Source organism: Candidatus Pseudothioglobus singularis PS1 (assembly GCF_001281385.1).
Classification (GTDB): Bacteria; Pseudomonadota; Gammaproteobacteria; order PS1; family Pseudothioglobaceae; genus Pseudothioglobus; species Pseudothioglobus singularis.
On record NZ_CP006911.1, the window covers coordinates 1610773 to 1629128 of the forward strand.

The following is an 18356-nucleotide window of genomic DNA, read 5'->3' on the forward strand; positions in this document are numbered from 1 at the left end:
ATTACTCACTCGCCAGAACCTCCTCATTCTTTGCTGGATCTGACATGATATCAAATTTCTCGGCTATATAATAGTCCCATCCAATTCTATCAAACAATTCTCTAAAGCTATTTGTGGCCAAATTATGGAGATCAGTGCCTTTTCGTCTGTTTTCATTAGATGTCCAAGCACTCTCTGAAAGTCCAATAACTCTTGGACAAAGCATTGATTCCATCTCACTATCTTTTAGAATTGTTTCACACCAAAGATGCCCCTGAATACCCATAATATTAGATTCAAGTTCTGGCTCATCTTCAGGAATAATTTGCCAATCAACAGAACTCTCAAAAGGTATCACAGCTGCCCAATTTGCCCCTCGATCAGCATAGTTTCTACTTTGAGCCATATCAAAATAAATGTTCTCAGCTGGACACAAGACCACTTTATAGCCTTGTCTTGCTAGATCAAAACCAGACTCAAGATTCTGCCATGAAAATAATAATTTCTCTGACTTATCGTCATGATGATTGCCATCTTCAGCCTCCTGCCAAGAGGCAGTTTTTTTGTTATTTAACTCTACTCTTTTTGAAAGCTTATTGATAAACCATGAAGCAACATCTTTAGCACTGTTAAGATCATGCTCTTTCATTAAGTCTTGTACTTTAGGAGATTTTTCCCAAGCGCCGGGCGCTACTTCATCCCCACCCAGATGGATATATTCCCCAGGAAATAGATTACACATATCGTCTATTAAAGACTCGACAACCTTTATGGTTTCAGGCATGGCTGGATTCAACGTGTTCTCTCTATAGCCTTGAACTGAAACTTCATTACTTTTGTCTTCAGGGTCTCTCATCTCAGGGTACAAGTTAATTAGCGCCATATTATGGCCCGGCAAATCAAACTCGGGTATGACTTCAATATAGTTAGCTGAGGCCCTACTAATAATTCTATCAATATCTTCTTTGTCATAATAACCACCAGTTGCATCTGATCCAGATCCGAAAACAGGTGGTACTAATAAATTATTTCCTCTTTTTGAAGTTTCAGTAGCAGCTTCAGGATAACTATCTAATTTAAATCGAAAGGCTTCATCATCGACTCCATGCCAATGAAACTTATTCAGCTTGAAAAGACTCATTAAATCTAGTAATTTAAATAAACTGTCTACCGAGAAAAAATGCCTCACAGTATCTAAATGCTGTCCTCTCCAACTAAAACGAGGCTTATCAAAGATAGAACCACACGGGACTAGCTGATGATAATTTTGGGAAAGCTGCATCAAAGAGACAAGAGCATAATAAAAGCCTGATTCATCACCTGATACAATCTCAACATCATCACTCGTTATGGTAATTTTATAGGCAGAGTCATCAGAAAGATCCTGAAAAGTTAGCTTTAGTGATGTGGTTGCTTTCTTATTTATCTCGTTTGTTGAGTTAGATAAAAGATTGAGATTAAGTCGATTACCAAGTTCTAAAGCTGATTGATAGGCACTTGTTATTATTTCCAGATTTTCAAACGCTACATTAATCGGCGAACACAGGTTACAAACACCTGCACTTGGATTCCATGAGTAAGGGTGTGGCACCAATCTAAAAGATTCATAATTTAATTTGTCTCCCAAAAAATTGGGAATTGGGGCCACGGAGGAGATTCTTTCTAGATCTAAATCTATCATTTCAAGATTGATCAGATCTCCATTATCTTTTTTTAAAAAACAGCCTTGGGGTGACCATCGATGATTCATAGGCTTGTGCCTAGACTCTTCATAGGCATATTTAAAACTCCACTGTTCACCAGGCTTTAAAATCAACTCTTCAGAATGACATAACTCTGTATAACCACCTGAACTTTTGACGACACTACAATTTTCAATCGCTTTTGAAGGTGCAAGTAAGCTAAAACAAAACCTAAAATTCTCTATCGAGTTATCAGAATTATTGCTCAAGCTTGAACAAAAGTAATTGTCTGAATTGATTGATGTAGTCATCACAAAACCAGTTGTATTCATCGTTATTTATCTTTCTCAAAATAGACTCATTGCAGCGTCTAATTAGCACTTAGTCTAGTAAAAATTGGTAATATAATGGTATTATATAACAGGTACTAAATAAAAAGCAAATAAGATTTATTGATTAGTATTTAATTAATCTCATAAAGATCATTTAATCCAATATATATGATTATTATATGGGTAATAAACGCTTTTAAATATTTTATATTCTTGTTATTGACTTTCTTTAGACTATTAGAATATAATAATACCAATTAAATACCAATTTAACTAAAAATGCTGTTAATTTATTTAACAGCTTAATTCAATCATATGGTGAGTACTGACAATTTAATTAACTTCTTAAGACCATCTGGTGATAGTTCTGAATCTCTATACAAACAATTATCTCGCTCACTAAATAGTGCCATTCAAGAGGGAATTTTAAAGCCTGGTGATGCGCTTATGCCAGAGAGGGATTTGGCTTCTAATTTAAAAATGTCTCGCATCACTGTCCGTAAGGCGATAGATCAGCTTGTAGAAATTGGAATGCTTATTAAGAGACAAGGTGCTGGAACAGTTGTATCTGAAAATGTTGACCTTGTTCTTCACAAAAACCTCTCCTCTTTAAATAGTTTTACCGCTGATATGAAGAAAAGAGGCCTTGAGTCCTACTCAAGAATTACTCTTAGAGAGGAAGGCAAAGCTACCGCGAAGGAAGCGTTGATAATGAACTTAAATGAAGATGACTTTGTGCATAGACTCAATCGAGTTCGATACCTAGTTAATGAGCCACTTCTTTATGAAATAGCTGTCATACCTGCGTCAATCATTTCAATAACCTCTGCCATTGACAATTCTTTATATGAACTTCTTGAATCCAAAAAAATGAACCCAGTCACTGCAAAACAAAATATTCACGCGATTATTGCAGATGATAATTTAGCTGATAAGCTTGAAGTCAATCCTGGAAGTGCTATTTTATTTGTTGAAAGAAAGGGTAAAGATGCCAATGGTCGAGTGGTCGAATATACCCAATCCTACTATCGTGGTGATCGCTATGATTATGTGGTCGAATTAGGATGAAACAAGCAATCACAGGCTCGAAGCTTTTCAACGGTATAGATTTTATTGAGCATAAAGCACTCCTCATTGAAGATCAACATATTGCTGGAATTGTAAATAAAGATGCTATACCCACTGACTTCCAAGTCAAAAAACTAGATGGTGGCATCTTGTCTCCAGGCTTTATTGATCTTCAAGTTAATGGAGGTGGTGGAAAGTTATTTAATAACTCTCCAGACAAGGAAAGCCTTAATACAATAATATCTGCACATCAATATTTTGGCACTACAAGTATTATGCCAACAGTCATCAGTGACTCGTTAAATATTTTGCAAAAATGCACTGACACTATCTCTAACGAGATTGATAATAATCACTCACTACTTGGCATTCACATTGAGGGGCCATTTTTCAATGTAAAGTATAGAGGGGTCCACCAAAAACAATATATTAATACCATTAATGCTTCATATTTAAATCTATTTGAGACACTCGATAAGTTTCCAGTCATGCTTACGCTTGCTCCCGAATGTATATCGATCAAGCAGCTTAAACATCTTAATTCTTTAGGTTTTAAAATTCTGGCAGGTCACACCGACGCAAACTACGATCAGCTCGAAGAAGCGGTTAAATATGGCTTAGATGGCTTCACTCATCTCTTTAATGCAATGGGCCAAATTTCAGCACGAGAGCCAGGTGTTGTCGGATCTGCATTTGATTTTGATGAAACATCCGCAAGTATTATTGTTGATTTACACCATGTTCATCCTTCTTTAATTAATCTCTCGTTCAAACAAAAACCAAAAGGAAAACTCTTTTTTGTCTCAGATTCTATGGCAACCATTAATCATGGGGAGCCCTCATTTGAGCTTTATGATGAAGTGGTTAGTGAGTCAAATGGACGCATTATTAATTCAGAAGGTAAACTTGCAGGCTCATCCATTACTCAAATTGATGCCATTAAAAATGCGTATCAAAAATGCAGCATTCCCCTAGAAAGTGCAATCTCTATGGCAACACTTTATCCAGCAGAATATTTAGGTGTGTCTAACTATATTGGCCAGTTAAAAAAAGGGTACCGAGCAGATCTTGCTCATTTTGACTCAAACTTTCATGTACAAAATGTTTGGCTCGCAGGAAAGCAAATAAAAGAGGATCCGCAATGAGAGTAGTAATACTTCCAACTGAAAAAGAGGCGAGTGATTTTGCAGCGGACTTTATTGAAAAATTTATAACTGAAAAAAATGATTCAGTTCTTGGGCTGGCCACAGGAAGTTCAGTTTTATTAACCTATGATGCAATCATTGATAAATATAATGAAGGAAATCTAAGTTTTAAAAATGTCATTTCTTTCAACTTAGATGAGTATGTCGGACTAGAGCCTAATCATAAGCAAAGCTACAGGCATTACATGAGTGAAAAACTATTCAGTCATATTGATATTAATGAAAATAATATTCATATACCTGAATGCCTAGATGGAGATTTTGAATCGACATGTGAAAATTATGAGTCCAAAATAAAAAGTCATGGCGGTATTGATCTTCAGCTTTTAGGGGTTGGGTCTAACGGTCATATTGGCTTCAATGAACCAACTTCAAGCCTTAACTCTAGAACTAGAGTAAAAACACTCACTAAAAATACAATTGCAAATAATGCGCGCTTCTTTGATGCTTCAGAGCCACAGCCTTCCATTGCAATTACGATGGGAATAGGAACTATTATGGATGCGAAAAATATCTTACTACTTGGGCTTGGTCAGCATAAGAGTAAAGCGGTCGCTGATCTAGTTGAGGGTCCATTATCATCTTTTTGCCCCGGTAGTGTTCTTCAATATCATGAAAATGCTATCATTGTTCTTGATCAGCTTGCTGCATCAAATCTTAAGCTCTATGATTATTACGTTCATAGTGAAAAAATGAATGTAGAATATATGGCATAAACCAAGTTCTTTATAGGTTAATGAGGAGCATCAAATGAGTCTAATTTTTAAACAATTATTTGAAAGGGAGAGCTGTACCTATACCTACCTTATTGCAGATAGTTTGACCAAAGAGGCTGCCATTATTGATGCTGTGGATATTATGATTGAGAGGGATACTGCCTTATTGAAAGAACTTGAACTTGACCTAAAATTCATTATTGAGACGCATATTCATGCTGATCATATAACTAGTGCTTGTCCACTTAAAAAATACTATCCCAATGCAAGAATCGTATTAGGAATGGAAAATATTGATGCAGAAGCCTGCGCAGATATTATGGTAAGTGAAGGACATCTTCTTCCAATTGGTTCATATGAAATAAAGGCAATTGAAACACCTGGACACACTATAGGCTGCATGTCATATATTGTAGAGGATAAAGTTTTAACAGGAGATGCACTTTTTATCAGAAGCACAGGGCGCTGTGATTTCCAAGGAGGCTCAGCAGAAACGTTATATGAATCTATTCATAAACTCTACAAGCTAGCTGACAACACTGAAGTCTATCCAGCACATGACTATAACGGCCTATCTGTGAGCACAATCGGTGAAGAAAAAAAATTTAATACGATGATCAAAGACTCTTATGATCAAGATAGATTTATTCAAAATGTAAATAATTTAGATCTATCACTTCCAAAAAAAATTAAAGTAGCTGTTCCAGCAAATCAGAGCTGTGGTCTAGTCCCAGAAGCAGCTTTAATCTAGAAGAAACTCATTTTTTTTTCTGTTTTAATGAGTGGAAGCTGCTGCCTTGAAAATGTTTGCTTAAGAACAACAGTGGACTCAATGCTAGAAACACAGCGCAAATTTCCAAATGATTGCTTAATAAAACTCTCATAACTTAACAGGTCATTAGATATAATCTTAAGAAGATAATCGTGAGAGCCTGAAATAACTGAGCACTCAAGCACTTCGGGAAAGTCTTTTACAGCACCTTCAAACATATCAGCATTATCGTTAGAGTTTTCAGTGAGCCTTACAAAAACATAAACAATAGCATTAAAGCCTAAACTATCTGCACTTAAATTAGCACTATAGCCACTGATGACCCCAGAATTTTCAAGTTTTTTGACTCGCCTGAGGCAGGGCGTGTCAGACATATTAAGTTTAATAGCTAACTCTGAAATTGGAATTCTTCCATTCTTCTGTAGTATTGATAAGATGTGTAAGTCTTTAGAGTCCATAGCAAGATTTATTATTATTTCAATATATATTAACTATATTCTATATTATTTATAATAATATTAGTGAATTAATTCATTTAAATAAATTTTAAGGGTTGATTTTAGTGAATTTAATTTCTACTCTGATGATAATATAAGCCTTTTTTTATATATATAGAAATTACTCATGACACCTAATTCTCTTACCTTTGACCACTGGATTAGAAATCGCTTTGTTGAGCTCAATACAGAGCTTGAGTTACTCTATAAAAATCAAAATGAACGCATTAATGTGAATCAAGTGGGTGATCAAATAAAAAAAACACTTGAAGATGAAGGACGTGATCTCATCAAACAACTTCTATCGGAGGGTAATACAGATGAAGGCTTTGATAATGCTTTTGACCTTTTAGGAAATGTTGGGCTTTACATGGCGGCATGTCGAAGACATGAAATAACTGACCCATCTAAAGACTCATCATCGCCCTTGAAAGAAGCTTCTGGGCTTGCAATGAATATTGGTGCATCGATAGGTGTGGTGCCTCGCTTTGCAACAGCTCATCTATCAACTCACAACAAAGCTGTCGATGGAGTCTACAAGAGCTTTACGAGTTTGCCTGCTGAAAAACTCTTCCTTGATTACAATACGAAAGCCATTCTTGCTTATAAACGAGCTGCAGATGCCCTCCTTAAACTTCACTCACTTGGTATCTCGCATCCAATGTGCCAGGAACTGCTCCAAGTTGTAAAAGTATCCCTGATCGATGTCATTCAATCCAATCAATTTCTCTTTGATCAATTAAGTGTTGATGATTTTTTCTTCAGTGTAAGGCCCTACTACAAGCCCTATCATGTTGGATTTCAAGTTTATCGGGGAGCTAATGCTGGCGATTTTGCAGGAATCAATGTCATTGATATTCTACTGGGACTATGTTTAGCAAAAGAGCCTGCTTACTCCCAAATGCTTGTTGATAAGTTTATGTATATGATGCCTGAAGACCAGGGTATTTTAAGGGACTGCATGAGAAGAACAAGCTTTATGGATGACTTTTTAAACGCTACTGATAGTAACGCAAAATGGTATCAGGATAATCTTACTTTATTCTTAGAAATTTGTGAACTACATGGTAAAGCCGCAACACAGCACCATAATCAACTCGTCGAAAAGTATATCGCAACACCTTCTAATTCTTTAAAGGAGACTCAGCTCGATAACATTACAGCGAGTGGCCCTCCTCTTGAAGTTTTAATTAGTGCACTTGAGAAACTAAGAGATAGAAGAGCTGCAGCAGATCGAAATGACATACCCACCCGATTTAAAGATATTGAAACTCTTAAAAATAGATTGAAAAAGCATTCAACCCAATATAAGAATTACAAAAAAGACTTTATATTAACAAACGCTAATTACCTTCTAAATCACTCGGTTGGAAGGCCACTCAAGGACACTGAAACGATTTTTACTAATCAGTTTTTTGAACCTTGGTCCAGCTCTCTCGATGAGCCATGGAATCAATGGCTTCCAGTCATTGATCACTTTACAAATGAATTAGCTCAGCTATTCAATGCTAAAAAAGAGGAGTTCTGTCCGCAGATTAACCTCTCTTCAGGGCTCACTAAAATATTACAGTCCTTCGAAGAAAATCAAAACAAAAAAATGGTTGTTTTGATGAGTGAAGTCGATTTTCCGGGCATGGGATTTGTCTTGCAAAAAGCATTACCTATTCATTCTAAAATCAGGTTCATTCCCTCTAATGAGGATGTGACTGATTACACTGTTTGGGAGAAATATCTGACAGATGAAATTGATATGGTCTTTATCAGTCATGCTTATTCAAATACTGGTCAGCTCTCCCCAATAGATAATGTACTCTCTTTTGCTAGATCCAAAAATATATTATCAATACTGGATGTCGCGCAATCCGTTGGCATTGTTCCAATTAATCTAGAGGCTTTAGAGCCTGATTTTATGATTGGATCATCGGTAAAGTGGCTTTGCGGTGGACCGGGGTCAGCATACTTGTGGGTCAACTCTAAACGTCTTCCTTATTGCAAACCCAGAGATGTGGGCTGGTTTAGTCATGAAAATCCATTTGAATTTGATATTCATGATTTTAGATATAAAGACACTGCCATGAGGTTTTGGGGAGGAACGCCATCGATTGCTCCTTACGTCATTGCAGCGCATAGCATCAATTATTTCAATCAAATAGGAATTAAAAAAATTCGGCAGCATAATCAAATGCTCATTGAAAAAGTCTCAGGAGAGTTTGATGTTGAATTTGTATCTCCAAGGGAAGAGGCAAAGCGAGGAGGCACCATGATCCTTGATTTTAAAAATAATCAAGAGAGGATCTTAAGCCGCCTTAAAGAAAATAACATTAGTGTTGATGTTCGCAGTCAAGGCATACGCATCTCGCCTCACATTTATAATGATGAGGCAAATATGAGTCATCTTATTGAAGTTATTAAAACAACAAAGTTTTAAATAGACTTTATCGAGCCTCATTCCTTATTAAAATAGATAGCTATGGATATTACAACTCCCGCACTTCTCTTTCCTGCAATCTCTTTGTTATTTGTAGCCTATACAAACCGCCTTCACTCACTGAGTGTCTTAATTCGGGCGATGACAACTGAAGGGAGCGATGAGTCCAAGACAAAGCACGCAGATGAGCAACTGAATATTCTTGAAAAGCGTGTGATCTATATTAGAAGGATGCAGGTTTTTGGCGTAATGAGTTTTATTTTTAACTTGATGACCATTATTTTGGTCTACTTAAAATATTACATACTCGCCAACTACATTTTTGGTTTTGGCCTATTGATGCTCTCTGGCTCTTTATTTTTTGCGCTTCTTGAAACAATAATATCAACAAAGGCGCTCGACATTCATCTAAAGAATTATAAGTCCTAGGTTTTATCGCCCATATTGTCAGCGATTAAACACACCATCTCAAACATGATTGAATTCGCTACATGTGAGGTAATCTGGTTAGGTGAGTCCACTGTTGGCATGAGACAAACTACGTCACCCCCAATAATATTTTTACCACGAAGACCTTGAAGCATCTTGAGGACATCTGGCATTTTAAAGCCTTCGATAGCAGGCTCGAGGTTAGACACACCAGGAGCTACTGTCACATCTAGACAGTCTAAATCAAATGTAATATAGATAGGCGCATCACCAACGCGCTCTTGAATCATTTCTATGCATTTATCAACACCAAATTCATCAAAGTTATCCTTGGTAATGATCTCATAGCCCAGCTCATAGCTTGAATCCAACCAGTCAAGCGTTCTCGTGTTTCCCCTGATTCCAACTTGGATACTTTTTGACGCATCTACAAACCCATCTCTAACCAAATAGCTCGCCCAGTGTGCTGCGGATTTGACTGCACCTAAAAAATGATCAAGCTGGTGAAAGGCGTCTGTGTGCGCATCGAAATGAACCAATACAGCCTTTTTCCCATTGGTTAGTTTGGATTTTGGGCCTGCAATGGCCTGCAAGATCCCGCCTGTAATTGAATGGTCCCCACCAATTGAAACTGGGCGAACGCCAGACTCAGCAAGCACTTCATAAAACTCCGTTATTCTCTCAATGCACTGCTCGTTATTGTTAGCTTCAGGAAGCGGAACATCGCCAAAATCCCTAATTTCGCACATCTCCCATGGAGAGATGCCAAACTTTAAATGACCCCTTCTCCCCTGAGCTGAAATGTTTCTTACCGCTCTTGGACCTAAGTGCTGATCACGCTGAGTCGTTCCATTTCCTGTGCTATGAGGCACTCCAACAAGTGCAATATCACAGCCTTCGGGCTCAGGCTTATGTGGACAACGAAAAAGTGTTGGCACGCCCCACCAATATAGGCCATTCATCATTGCCGAGTTGTCTCTTGTTTTCTTATCCATTAATAATTATTAAAAATTTACTCAAATTTTTCGCTAACCTTAACTAGAATAGCTTCTTTGTATGGCACCTTTAACTCCTGTGATGCCCACGCAGCAAAACCTAAATCAACTTGCTGCTCCCATGTTTCAATAGGATTTTTAAAGATTGTAACAGAGGATTCTGTTGGCGCTGATAAAAATAACGCCATCTCTTCTGCTTCCTCCATTTGATTATCTTGAGAGACATATTCACTAATGTTGATAAATTTTGCAACATCAGTCATCCAGTAAATACATCCTCTATACTCTTCGGCAAGATTGATTCCTTTAATATAATCTTGAGTCAAGCCTGTAATTGCCTCAGTTTGAGCAGCAGTGATTTGCCCATTGGTCATCTCAGTATCAGTTCCATCAATTTGGTGATAGGCGTAGATTCTATTCATCAGCGCCTCTCCTGCAGTGAGGCCAGACATCTCAGGCCTGGTCAGCTCAATATAAATAAGAGCAGAGCACCTGATTGCTCTATCTGCAACTTCTTTATCCGCATGGGCTGGCATTACAAAACCAATTAAAAGTGTGAAAGCAATGAGTAGATTCTTCATATTTTTTAATAGAAATTTGATAAATAAGCGATAAAGTATAACCAAAATAAACATCTAAATTACATCTAAATCACATCTTTAGAATAGGTTAATTGCTAAAATTGAAACTTTTATTAAATAACAACTATTTATGTCAAACAAACACCTCATATTTGGAGCAACTGGGGCAATAGGCTCTAGTCTGGCTAAACAACTAAAGGAGTCTAGCCAGGATGCACATCTCGTTGCCAGAAATGAAGATGAGCTTAAATCTATTTCAGAGAATCTGGGTTTTACTTTCACAGTTGCTGATGTTTTGGAGGATGGCTTTATAGATAAAATTAAGTCTGATACATCGGAATTTAATATTAATGGACTTGCTTACTGTATCGGCTCGATTGACTTAAAACCCCTCAAGAGAGTAACTGAATCTGACTTACATCAGTGTATGAAACTAAATCTTTACTCAGCGATCGAGGCAATCAAAGGCTTTCAAGATGATCTAAAAAAGAATCATGGGTCGATTGTACTGTTCTCGTCTGTGGCTGCGCAAAAAGGCTTCACAAATCATACAATTATTGCATCTGCCAAAGCTGCTATTGAGGGCTTAACGGTGACCCTTGCTGCAGAGTTTGCCCCAAGTATTCGCGTCAACTGCATAGCGCCAAGTCTGACTGATTCAAAGATTTCTCAGTCGATGCTTAAAAGTGAAGTGGTTGCCGAGGCACTTGCTAAGGCTCACCCGCTCAAGAGACTGGGCGAAGGAAAAGACTCGGCCTCTCTTGCTGGTTTTCTTCTAGGTGAAGGAAGCTCTTGGGTTACAGGTCAAATAATTGGAGTTGATGGGGGTCGCTCTAGACTTTCTTAGTCTAAAGCAACCCGCGTGAAAGAGATAATAGAATTTAATTAATTTGTAACAGTCAAATAGATTCTAGGCGCGCCCGAACCAAGAAGGCGTATGTCGTTATCATTTCCATCACTAAATTCAAGACTATTTGCAGCGGTTGCTACAATACTCATAGCAAAAGTGGAATTTTCCGTGACGACATAAGAGGTCGACAGGGCTGTTGTCCAAGCAATTTTGGCTGCATTCGCACAAGTTGTTGCAAACGCTTCAGCAGCTGTCAGTAAGTTAACGGTTGGTATCCCGCGAGTCGACCCTGTGCCCTCAATTGCAAAGGTAACTTTATCACCATTAGCAGCCAAAGCAGAACAATTTTCCTCACTAAACTTGGTTAAAAGCTCGTACGTAGTAACAACCGTGCCTTCAGCGGTACCGCAGTCCATTGTTTTAACATTATCTGCCAAAGAGGTACCATGTGCTGTAGTAAATGCAGCACCACCAGTTGGATAACTAGAAGCCCTCATGCCAGCGTTACTGCTCCAACAATAAGTTCCGCCATTACCATCACCAGACGATCCATCAACATCGTTACTAAATGTACCTGACCATTTCATGCCAAGTTTGGAGCTTAACTGAACATACAAGTATGGATAGGTTCCTGGCTCAATATAGAATTCTGGTATAGGTAGCGTTGCACTAACACCCTTCTGGATATCAAGTTCAATGCCTGCAGCACTCTCAAAGAACATCTGACAACTACTCAAGTCATTGAGATCAGGGTCTGCTGTGCAAAGACCAAATTTATAAATATTTAATTTGTAGATATCAGGGGTAATGAGACAGCTATCCTTTGCTGTATTAGCAGCAACTTCTTCATCAGCAGTGTCATCCTTCACAGGAGTAGTTGAGTTTCCACTCACAGTAACAATGGCCCCATCTCCGTTAACAACACATAGTGCACTGGCACTATTTGAAAATGCTATTGCCGCTAAAAATAAGGTGGCTAATAAAATGATTTTATTTAAGTTTAGTGTTTTCATATTAGATTCCAGTTACTGTTAATGTGCCGGACCTTTTCTTGACAAGCTGATTTTCACGCTTAACAAGGTCATACCTTTCAGCACCAAGCTTCTTAAACTCGTAAGCCTTATCAGACAAAGTAAAGAGGGTTGGTCTTACGTGTTTTTCTTGACCAAATGCCCAAGTGAAGTTCAGTGAAATGCTGTCAGTATCCTTCTTAGCGGCATCTTTATAATCAGTGCGGACGTAATTCAAAGATAAGTTATCAGATAAGCTTCCGCCTAAAGAGTACTTTCTCATCTTTTGATCTTTCAGGCCATCGATACCATCCCACTGCACTGCGTTCATACCGAACATCATGCCGGGAAGGTAAGGAAGCGCAACCTTGAAGCCCATGTCCCTTCCATCTAAAACCTTTGAGTCAGTTCCGCTCTTGTCCTTTATATACCCAGTAGTACCTTTATATATATTGACTCTGGACTCTAAGACTGAACTTACTACTTCAAATCCTACGCCGTTTCGTTTGTGATCATCTGGAAACTCGTGATCATAAAATGCATTAACCCCGGTCATCCAGGTTTCATCAGCATTAAGTCTTCTGTAACCAAAACCAAGATTTAAAGTGGTTCTCTTATCAAACCGATTAAGATTGATCTGGTTAAAAAGAAAAGAGTTAGGGTTATCACCGAAGGCTTTTAGAACACCTATATCAACACTCGAATCGCCCTCTTTTAAATTAGTACTGACCTCTACCGTGTCAAAATTAGGACTCAGAATTGCTCCAATACCAGAAGAGATAAAAGATCCAGTAGCTCCCGTCATTCTGCTCATTAATGAGGACTTAATCTGCTCAGAATCATCCGCATGTACCGTCAAGGAAAACCCTAGTGACATTGTCAAGATAGAGCTAAGTAAAACCTTAGATACCTTATTACTTGATAATTTCATAAAAGAAATACCCATCATTAAATGGTGTAATTATATATCAAGAGACATATATATGATAGAAGTTAAGAAGAGCTCCGTTCTTGAGCCAATCTAACTAAGCTTAGAAATCTTCTCAAATAATTCTTTTGAAATAGTAATACTCTGAGAGCTTTCACGGATTTTTCTCTTTTCTAAACGTTTATTACCAGGAAGTCTCGTTGATGGCTGCTCAAGAATTGAAGAAACGATAGTCTCTGTTCTCTCAGAGAATTGATCACCTGCAAAAAAGCTAGGATCAATTGCTATGATGAGCTGCCCAACTCCTGGCGCATCTCCATCAGCATTTAAAAATGAGCTTGCCTCAAAACCAAAATTTGAACCTGTTAGTCCTGCGGCTAATATTTCTACCATGAGCGCAAGAGCACTTCCTTTGGCGTCTCCTATCGGAAGCATCGCACCCTCTAAAGCTTTCTTTGGATCAGTCGTGGGCTTACCTTCACTGTCAATGGCCCAGCCCTCTGGAATCTTTTCATCCTGTTGGTTCGCAACCATGACCTTACCGCGAGCAACTTTACTCAAACTCATATCGATAACGAGTGGCGCCTCGCCCTCTCGTGGCGTTGAGAATGCTATTGGGTTGGTTCCAAATAGAGGTTTAGTACCTCCCCAAGGCGAAATCGCTTTCGGGGTATTGCCAAACATTAAGCCTATAAGGCCATGATCAGCCAAAATCTCCACATGTCTTCCAGCCTGACCAAAGTGATGGGAGCGCGTTATACTAGCAGCAGCGATTCCAAAGTTTTTACAGGTAGTCGTTATCTCTTTTAATGCCAATGAAATAGCAGGGTAGGCAAAGCCATTTTTAGCGTCAATTCTTATAACGCTGCCCTTTGAACTAATGATTGATGGCGCCTCAGCTCCTTTAACCTTGCCTGCAGTCAGCTGCTCAACATAAGAGGGTACTCGTGAAAGTCCATGCCCCGCTTGTCCATCAAACTCAGCACTGATTAATGCATCAGCAACCTCTTTGGCATTTTCTTCTGAAGTATTATTATTAACTAGAGCGTTGAATGCTAAATCCCACCCCTCTTTTTCAGAAATTTGCAAAGTTTTTATCATAATAGTTCCTATAAATTTAGAAAGTAAATTATAGTTATCTTAAGACAAATTAAGTATATTTATTTCAGATGATAGAGCTATCATTAAAAACAAGAGTGAGTTTTTACCTGAGTGGTGGCTGGCTTCTTTTTTCATTTTTCATAGCGACCACCTACTCCAAACTCAATAACCAAATCATTGTGGGTTGGTTTGACTTATACAATGTCTACTGGCACATATTTTTTATCGTTGGCACTCCAGTTTGGCTATACTGGTTTGGAATAAAGCCTTATCGGTTGATAAAAAAAATTCGCCAAAAAAACTAATGAAAATAAATATCGGAATTTTTCAATATGAAATGCAGGATGAGATTCCTCTTGAAAAGATAGGCAGACTTGAAACCCAATTAAATAATAATCCCCAATTAGATTTAGTCGTATGTCCTGAGTTATTTATATCCGGTTATGGAAGTTTTGAAAAAATACAACAATATAGTGAAACCAGTGATGGTAAATATGCCAATAGAATATCATCCCTAGCAATAGAAACTAATACTGCAATTATTTATGGTTACCCAGAGATAAGTGATGATAGGCTTTTCAATTCAGCTCAACTTTTTGACTCTTTAGGCCTATCAATGGCTAACCATCGTAAAAAAATGTTGCCACCAACCGCGGATGAGTCAAAAATATTTACACCTGGTCAGGATAGCTCTATCGTCTCAATCAGTGGCATCAAAATAGCAATCGTTATATGTTATGAGTTAGAGTTTCCAGAGCTCATAAGAGACTTAGCAATGCAAGATGTCCAGTTAATCATTTGCCCAACTGGGCAGTCGTCGAATTGGCCAGCAGCTGCTATTCATAACTGCAGAACAAGAGCATTCGAGAATGGCATATTCGTAGCATATGCAAACTCAACAGGCAAGCTGAATAATATTAACTTCATGGGTGGGAGTAAGATTATCGGTCCAGATGGGATAGATCTTGTTAGCGCAGAACAAGGGGAAAAACTGATTTGCACTGAGATTGATACCGATGATATTTTATTAGTGCGCGAAAAACTACCTTATCTAGATGATTCAAGAAAACTCTATTAATTTAAACTTTGGAATATAAATATAAGATTAAAACTATTTCACTCACATGAAGAGTTGTCTAGGCCCCATGGGGTTTTAGTATTACAAAAAATTGTGCCATTAAGGATTGCCCCTCTTAGATTTGCATTTGTCAGGTTTGCACCGGTAAGATTGGCTAGCGTTAAATCTGCCTTGCTTAAATCTGCTTGTCTTAGGTCAGCTCCAATCAACCAGGCCTCCTTAAGGGTTACGCCAAAAAGATTGGCTGCAAAAAATGAAGTATTCTCTAAATTAGCCCCTTCAAAGTTAGCTCCAAATAAGCTTGATCCTTCAAAGTTTGCGCCACTTAAGTTTGCGCCACTGAGTTTAGCTTCAATAAAGTTTGCACCACTCAAGTTTGCACCAGAGAGGTTGGCACGAATAAAATTGGTGGCGCGAAGGTCACAGCCCTTACATTGATTCAGTTGATTTAATATATCAGTATTAAAACCAACATCTTGCCAGTCATCAGCTCCATCTGCATTAGCAGAACTAGCGATAGTCATAGAAAGAAAGAAAAAGAGTAGAAAATTTTTCACAATGTCTTATATTTGTAGAATTTAATTATTTGTTATAGAATACCATAGACTCATAAAAAAAATTTGACATATAGGAGAAGCACAATGGCTAATTTAGTAAGAAAATCTTTTGACAACCCAGATGATTCCGTAACGCCTGATAAAACTAGCGTAGCAACATTAGAGTTTGGCTCAGTAAAAGCAAATAGAATTACACTTCAACCAGGATGGATGTGGTCGGAATGCATCAAGCCTCATGTTGGTGGTGAGAGTTGCCAGGCAGGACATCTAGGAACATGCATCCAAGGCACCATGCGTGTCACTCATGATGATGGTACAGAGATGATTGTAAAAGCTGGTGATGCATACTCTATATCTCCAGGGCATGATGGTGAAATAATTAGTGACGAACCATTTATAGGCTATGAGTTCAATAACCAGGGCAAGTCATTTGCAGTTTGGGATAGCTAAATAGTAGTTGACTGAAAGAGTCTTATATTCTGTCAGGCACATGATAGTTATACTCGCCTGTTGATGACTCTTCATAGGCATAAGTCATTTTTTTCCAATCCTGGACTCCGGACTGGCTGCTAATATTATTGTATAAATCAGTTAACATCTTAAATGACTTAGATAAATCTTTTGGTATGTCATCAAGCACACCCTGAGCAATCCAACCGAGCATACTCCAAACAGCAATATCGGCAATAGTCATCTCTTCTCCAACAAACCAGCCTGAGTTATTTGAGTTCAACAGCTCCTCTAAGTATCCAAAGTATTGACTTAAGGGGCCGCGACTTAATTCAATTCTCATTTGTTTTTTTAAGACTGGATCATTTTCTCGCATTGAAGGGTTTATAAGTACATTGATATCAGTCACCGTATCAATAATCTGATCTACCTGACCAGCCTCTAACATATCTTTAGGATACATCCCACTCACCTTGCCACAGATCCTTGCAATGGCCCCAGTCTGAGCGATGCTTTGCCCATCCACAACTAAAACTGGCAGTTGTCTAAAGGGTATGATGGTTCCATCTTTTAGCCTACCATGCTCTTTAAGATACTTGTTGTCATCACTTGTAATTCTGAAGTCTTCAAACTTTATGTTAGAGAGAAATAAGGGAAGTCTTGCAACTTCAGCACGCCAAAATGGCATATCAAAATAGATAAGTTTTATTTCCAATGTAATCGCTCCGGTTTAATTAAATTTATAGTTAATAATACTATCAACTTATTGACATATATGTAGAGATATTTATAAAAGTAGATCAAAAAAAACCATGATAATATCATGTATTTATTATTTAGTTCTTTGTTGGTATAATCCGAAACTGTAGAAAAAGGGGCTACAAGAAAATTTAAATTTTTATCTTTTTAGTTAAGGAGTTAATATGGAAGGCATGTTACAAGCTGGAGATTTTGTTGGCGTCTCATTTTGGTTAGTATCTGTTGCTATGGTCGCTGCGACAGTGTTCTTTTTTTATGAAGGAATGTCAGTAAAAAAAGAGTGGAAACTTTCAATGACAATTGCAGGACTAGTGACACTAGTTGCAGCAATTCATTACTACTATATGAGAGACTATTGGGTTGCTTCAGTAATTGCTGGCACTCCAGATTCTCCTATAGTTTATAGATATATTGACTGGTTAATCACTGTACCTTTATTAATGATTGAATTCTTCATTATTCTTAAAGCAGTTGGTGCCAGCATCTCAACAAACTCTTTCTGGAGACTGTTAGTTGGTACTCTAGTTATGCTTATCGGTGGATTTGCAGGTGAGTTAATGCTGATCTCAGCTTCCCTAGGATTTATTATAGGAATGGTAGGTTGGGCAATCATCATCTGGGAAATCTTCGGTGGTGAAGCAAGTAAGGCTGCAGAGGCTAATGCAGGAGTTAAATCTGCCTTCAACGCACTAAGACTTATTGTTTTAGTTGGTTGGGCAATCTACCCTCTAGGATATATCTTTGGATATATGATGGGCAGTGTTGACTCAGGATCACTAAACATTATTTACAACCTTGCAGATTTTGTTAACAAGATTCTGTTTGGTTTAATTATATGGAATGTAGCAGTAAGAGAGTCTAGCGACGCTTAACACTCTTTGCTCAATTAAAGCCCTCTTATTTAGAGGGCTTTTTTTTACTCAAAAGAAAATTAAGTCT

The 18356-nt window shown here is 37.9% G+C and carries 19 protein-coding genes and 1 pseudogene; 11 read left to right on the forward strand and 9 right to left on the reverse strand.

The genetic code is table 11. The annotated features are described in order from the left end of the window. Position 1: 1 nt before the first annotated feature. Positions 2-1993, reverse strand: coding sequence for a beta-N-acetylhexosaminidase (locus W908_RS08085; protein ID WP_053820669.1), 1992 nt, complete (start codon positions 1991-1993; stop codon positions 2-4). A gap of 315 nt (positions 1994-2308) precedes the next feature. On the opposite strand from W908_RS08085, the gene W908_RS08090 reads away from it, so the two are divergent. The 4 genes from W908_RS08090 to W908_RS08105 are packed head-to-tail and all read left to right on the forward strand — an operon-like array spanning position 2309 to position 5733. Continuing rightward, positions 2309-3061, forward strand: a complete 753-nt coding sequence (locus W908_RS08090; RefSeq protein ID WP_053820670.1) for a GntR family transcriptional regulator — start codon at positions 2309-2311, stop codon at positions 3059-3061. Beyond that, entirely contained in the window at positions 3058-4206 is a 1149-nt protein-coding gene (nagA, locus tag W908_RS08095; RefSeq protein WP_053820671.1) for an N-acetylglucosamine-6-phosphate deacetylase, read from the forward strand. The genes W908_RS08090 and nagA overlap by 4 nt, the downstream gene beginning before the upstream one ends. Further along, positions 4203-4982, forward strand: a complete 780-nt coding sequence (gene nagB / locus W908_RS08100) for a glucosamine-6-phosphate deaminase (RefSeq protein WP_053820672.1) — start codon at positions 4203-4205, stop codon at positions 4980-4982. Before nagA ends, nagB begins: the two co-directional genes overlap by 4 nt. A gap of 34 nt (positions 4983-5016) precedes the next feature. Next, positions 5017-5733 carry an MBL fold metallo-hydrolase gene (locus W908_RS08105; protein ID WP_053820673.1) on the forward strand — a complete coding sequence of 239 codons (717 nt, stop codon included), beginning with the start codon at positions 5017-5019 and terminating at the stop codon, positions 5731-5733. On the opposite strand, the gene W908_RS08110 is transcribed toward W908_RS08105, so the two are convergent. Next, positions 5730-6212, reverse strand: a complete 483-nt coding sequence (locus W908_RS08110) for an Lrp/AsnC family transcriptional regulator (RefSeq protein WP_020023846.1) — start codon at positions 6210-6212, stop codon at positions 5730-5732. The genes W908_RS08105 and W908_RS08110 overlap by 4 nt on opposite strands. Before the next feature lie 166 nt (positions 6213-6378). Here W908_RS08110 and W908_RS08945 point away from each other — a divergent pair. The 3 genes and pseudogenes from W908_RS08945 to W908_RS08120 all read left to right on the forward strand — a co-directional run. Further along, positions 6379-7542 (forward strand): annotated as a pseudogene (locus W908_RS08945) (PrnB family protein); the annotation flags it as partial. Further along, on the forward strand, positions 7537-8679 hold the full coding sequence (locus tag W908_RS08950; RefSeq protein WP_335334136.1) for an aminotransferase class V-fold PLP-dependent enzyme: 1143 nt from the start codon (positions 7537-7539) through the stop codon (positions 8677-8679). The pseudogene W908_RS08945 and the gene W908_RS08950, both read left to right, overlap by 6 nt. A 42-nt stretch (positions 8680-8721) precedes the next feature. Next, positions 8722-9108, forward strand: a complete 387-nt coding sequence (locus W908_RS08120) for a DUF2721 domain-containing protein (RefSeq protein ID WP_020026245.1) — start codon at positions 8722-8724, stop codon at positions 9106-9108. Here the strand turns inward: W908_RS08120 and W908_RS08125 are convergent. Beyond that, complete coding sequence (locus W908_RS08125) at positions 9105-10103, reverse strand: arginase family protein (protein WP_053820675.1); 999 nt, start codon at positions 10101-10103, stop codon at positions 9105-9107. The two genes, W908_RS08120 and W908_RS08125, sit on opposite strands and share 4 nt — an antisense overlap. A gap of 17 nt (positions 10104-10120) precedes the next feature. Next, a complete protein-coding gene (locus W908_RS08130) occupies positions 10121-10684 on the reverse strand; it encodes a hypothetical protein (protein ID WP_236849146.1) in 564 nt (187 codons plus the stop codon). A gap of 130 nt (positions 10685-10814) precedes the next feature. On the opposite strand from W908_RS08130, the gene W908_RS08135 reads away from it, so the two are divergent. After that, positions 10815-11531 carry an SDR family NAD(P)-dependent oxidoreductase gene (locus tag W908_RS08135; RefSeq protein ID WP_053820677.1) on the forward strand — a complete coding sequence of 239 codons (717 nt, stop codon included), beginning with the start codon at positions 10815-10817 and terminating at the stop codon, positions 11529-11531. A 38-nt stretch (positions 11532-11569) separates the two neighbouring features. Here the strand turns inward: W908_RS08135 and W908_RS08140 are convergent, their stop codons facing one another. The 3 genes from W908_RS08140 to W908_RS08150 all read right to left on the reverse strand — a co-directional run bounded on the left by W908_RS08140 (position 11570) and on the right by W908_RS08150 (position 14573). Then, positions 11570-12547, reverse strand: a complete 978-nt coding sequence (locus tag W908_RS08140; RefSeq protein WP_053820678.1) for a hypothetical protein — start codon at positions 12545-12547, stop codon at positions 11570-11572. A 1-nt stretch (position 12548) separates the two neighbouring features. Beyond that, positions 12549-13475, reverse strand: coding sequence for an inverse autotransporter beta domain-containing protein (locus W908_RS08145; protein WP_053820679.1), 927 nt, complete (start codon positions 13473-13475; stop codon positions 12549-12551). Between the two features lie 90 nt (positions 13476-13565). Continuing rightward, on the reverse strand, positions 13566-14573 hold the full coding sequence (locus W908_RS08150) for an Ldh family oxidoreductase (protein ID WP_053820680.1): 1008 nt from the start codon (positions 14571-14573) through the stop codon (positions 13566-13568). 304 nt (positions 14574-14877) lie between these two features. On the opposite strand from W908_RS08150, the gene W908_RS08160 reads away from it, so the two are divergent. Continuing rightward, positions 14878-15651 carry a nitrilase-related carbon-nitrogen hydrolase gene (locus W908_RS08160; protein WP_053820682.1) on the forward strand — a complete coding sequence of 258 codons (774 nt, stop codon included), beginning with the start codon at positions 14878-14880 and terminating at the stop codon, positions 15649-15651. A gap of 38 nt (positions 15652-15689) precedes the next feature. Here the strand turns inward: W908_RS08160 and W908_RS08165 are convergent, their stop codons facing one another. Beyond that, positions 15690-16208, reverse strand: coding sequence for a pentapeptide repeat-containing protein (locus tag W908_RS08165; RefSeq protein ID WP_236849147.1), 519 nt, complete (start codon positions 16206-16208; stop codon positions 15690-15692). 84 nt (positions 16209-16292) lie between these two features. On the opposite strand from W908_RS08165, the gene W908_RS08170 reads away from it, so the two are divergent. Beyond that, the gene (locus tag W908_RS08170) at positions 16293-16658 is read left to right on the forward strand and encodes a cupin domain-containing protein (protein WP_020027193.1); all 366 of its coding nucleotides are present in this window, start codon (positions 16293-16295) and stop codon (positions 16656-16658) included. 22 nt (positions 16659-16680) lie between these two features. On the opposite strand, the gene W908_RS08175 is transcribed toward W908_RS08170, so the two are convergent. Then, positions 16681-17373 carry a glutathione S-transferase family protein gene (locus W908_RS08175; RefSeq protein WP_053820683.1) on the reverse strand — a complete coding sequence of 231 codons (693 nt, stop codon included), beginning with the start codon at positions 17371-17373 and terminating at the stop codon, positions 16681-16683. Positions 17374-17581: 208 nt separating this feature from the next. On the opposite strand from W908_RS08175, the gene W908_RS08180 reads away from it, so the two are divergent. Next, positions 17582-18289, forward strand: a complete 708-nt coding sequence (locus tag W908_RS08180) for a bacteriorhodopsin-like (RefSeq protein WP_053820684.1) — start codon at positions 17582-17584, stop codon at positions 18287-18289. Positions 18290-18356 lie beyond the last annotated feature (67 nt).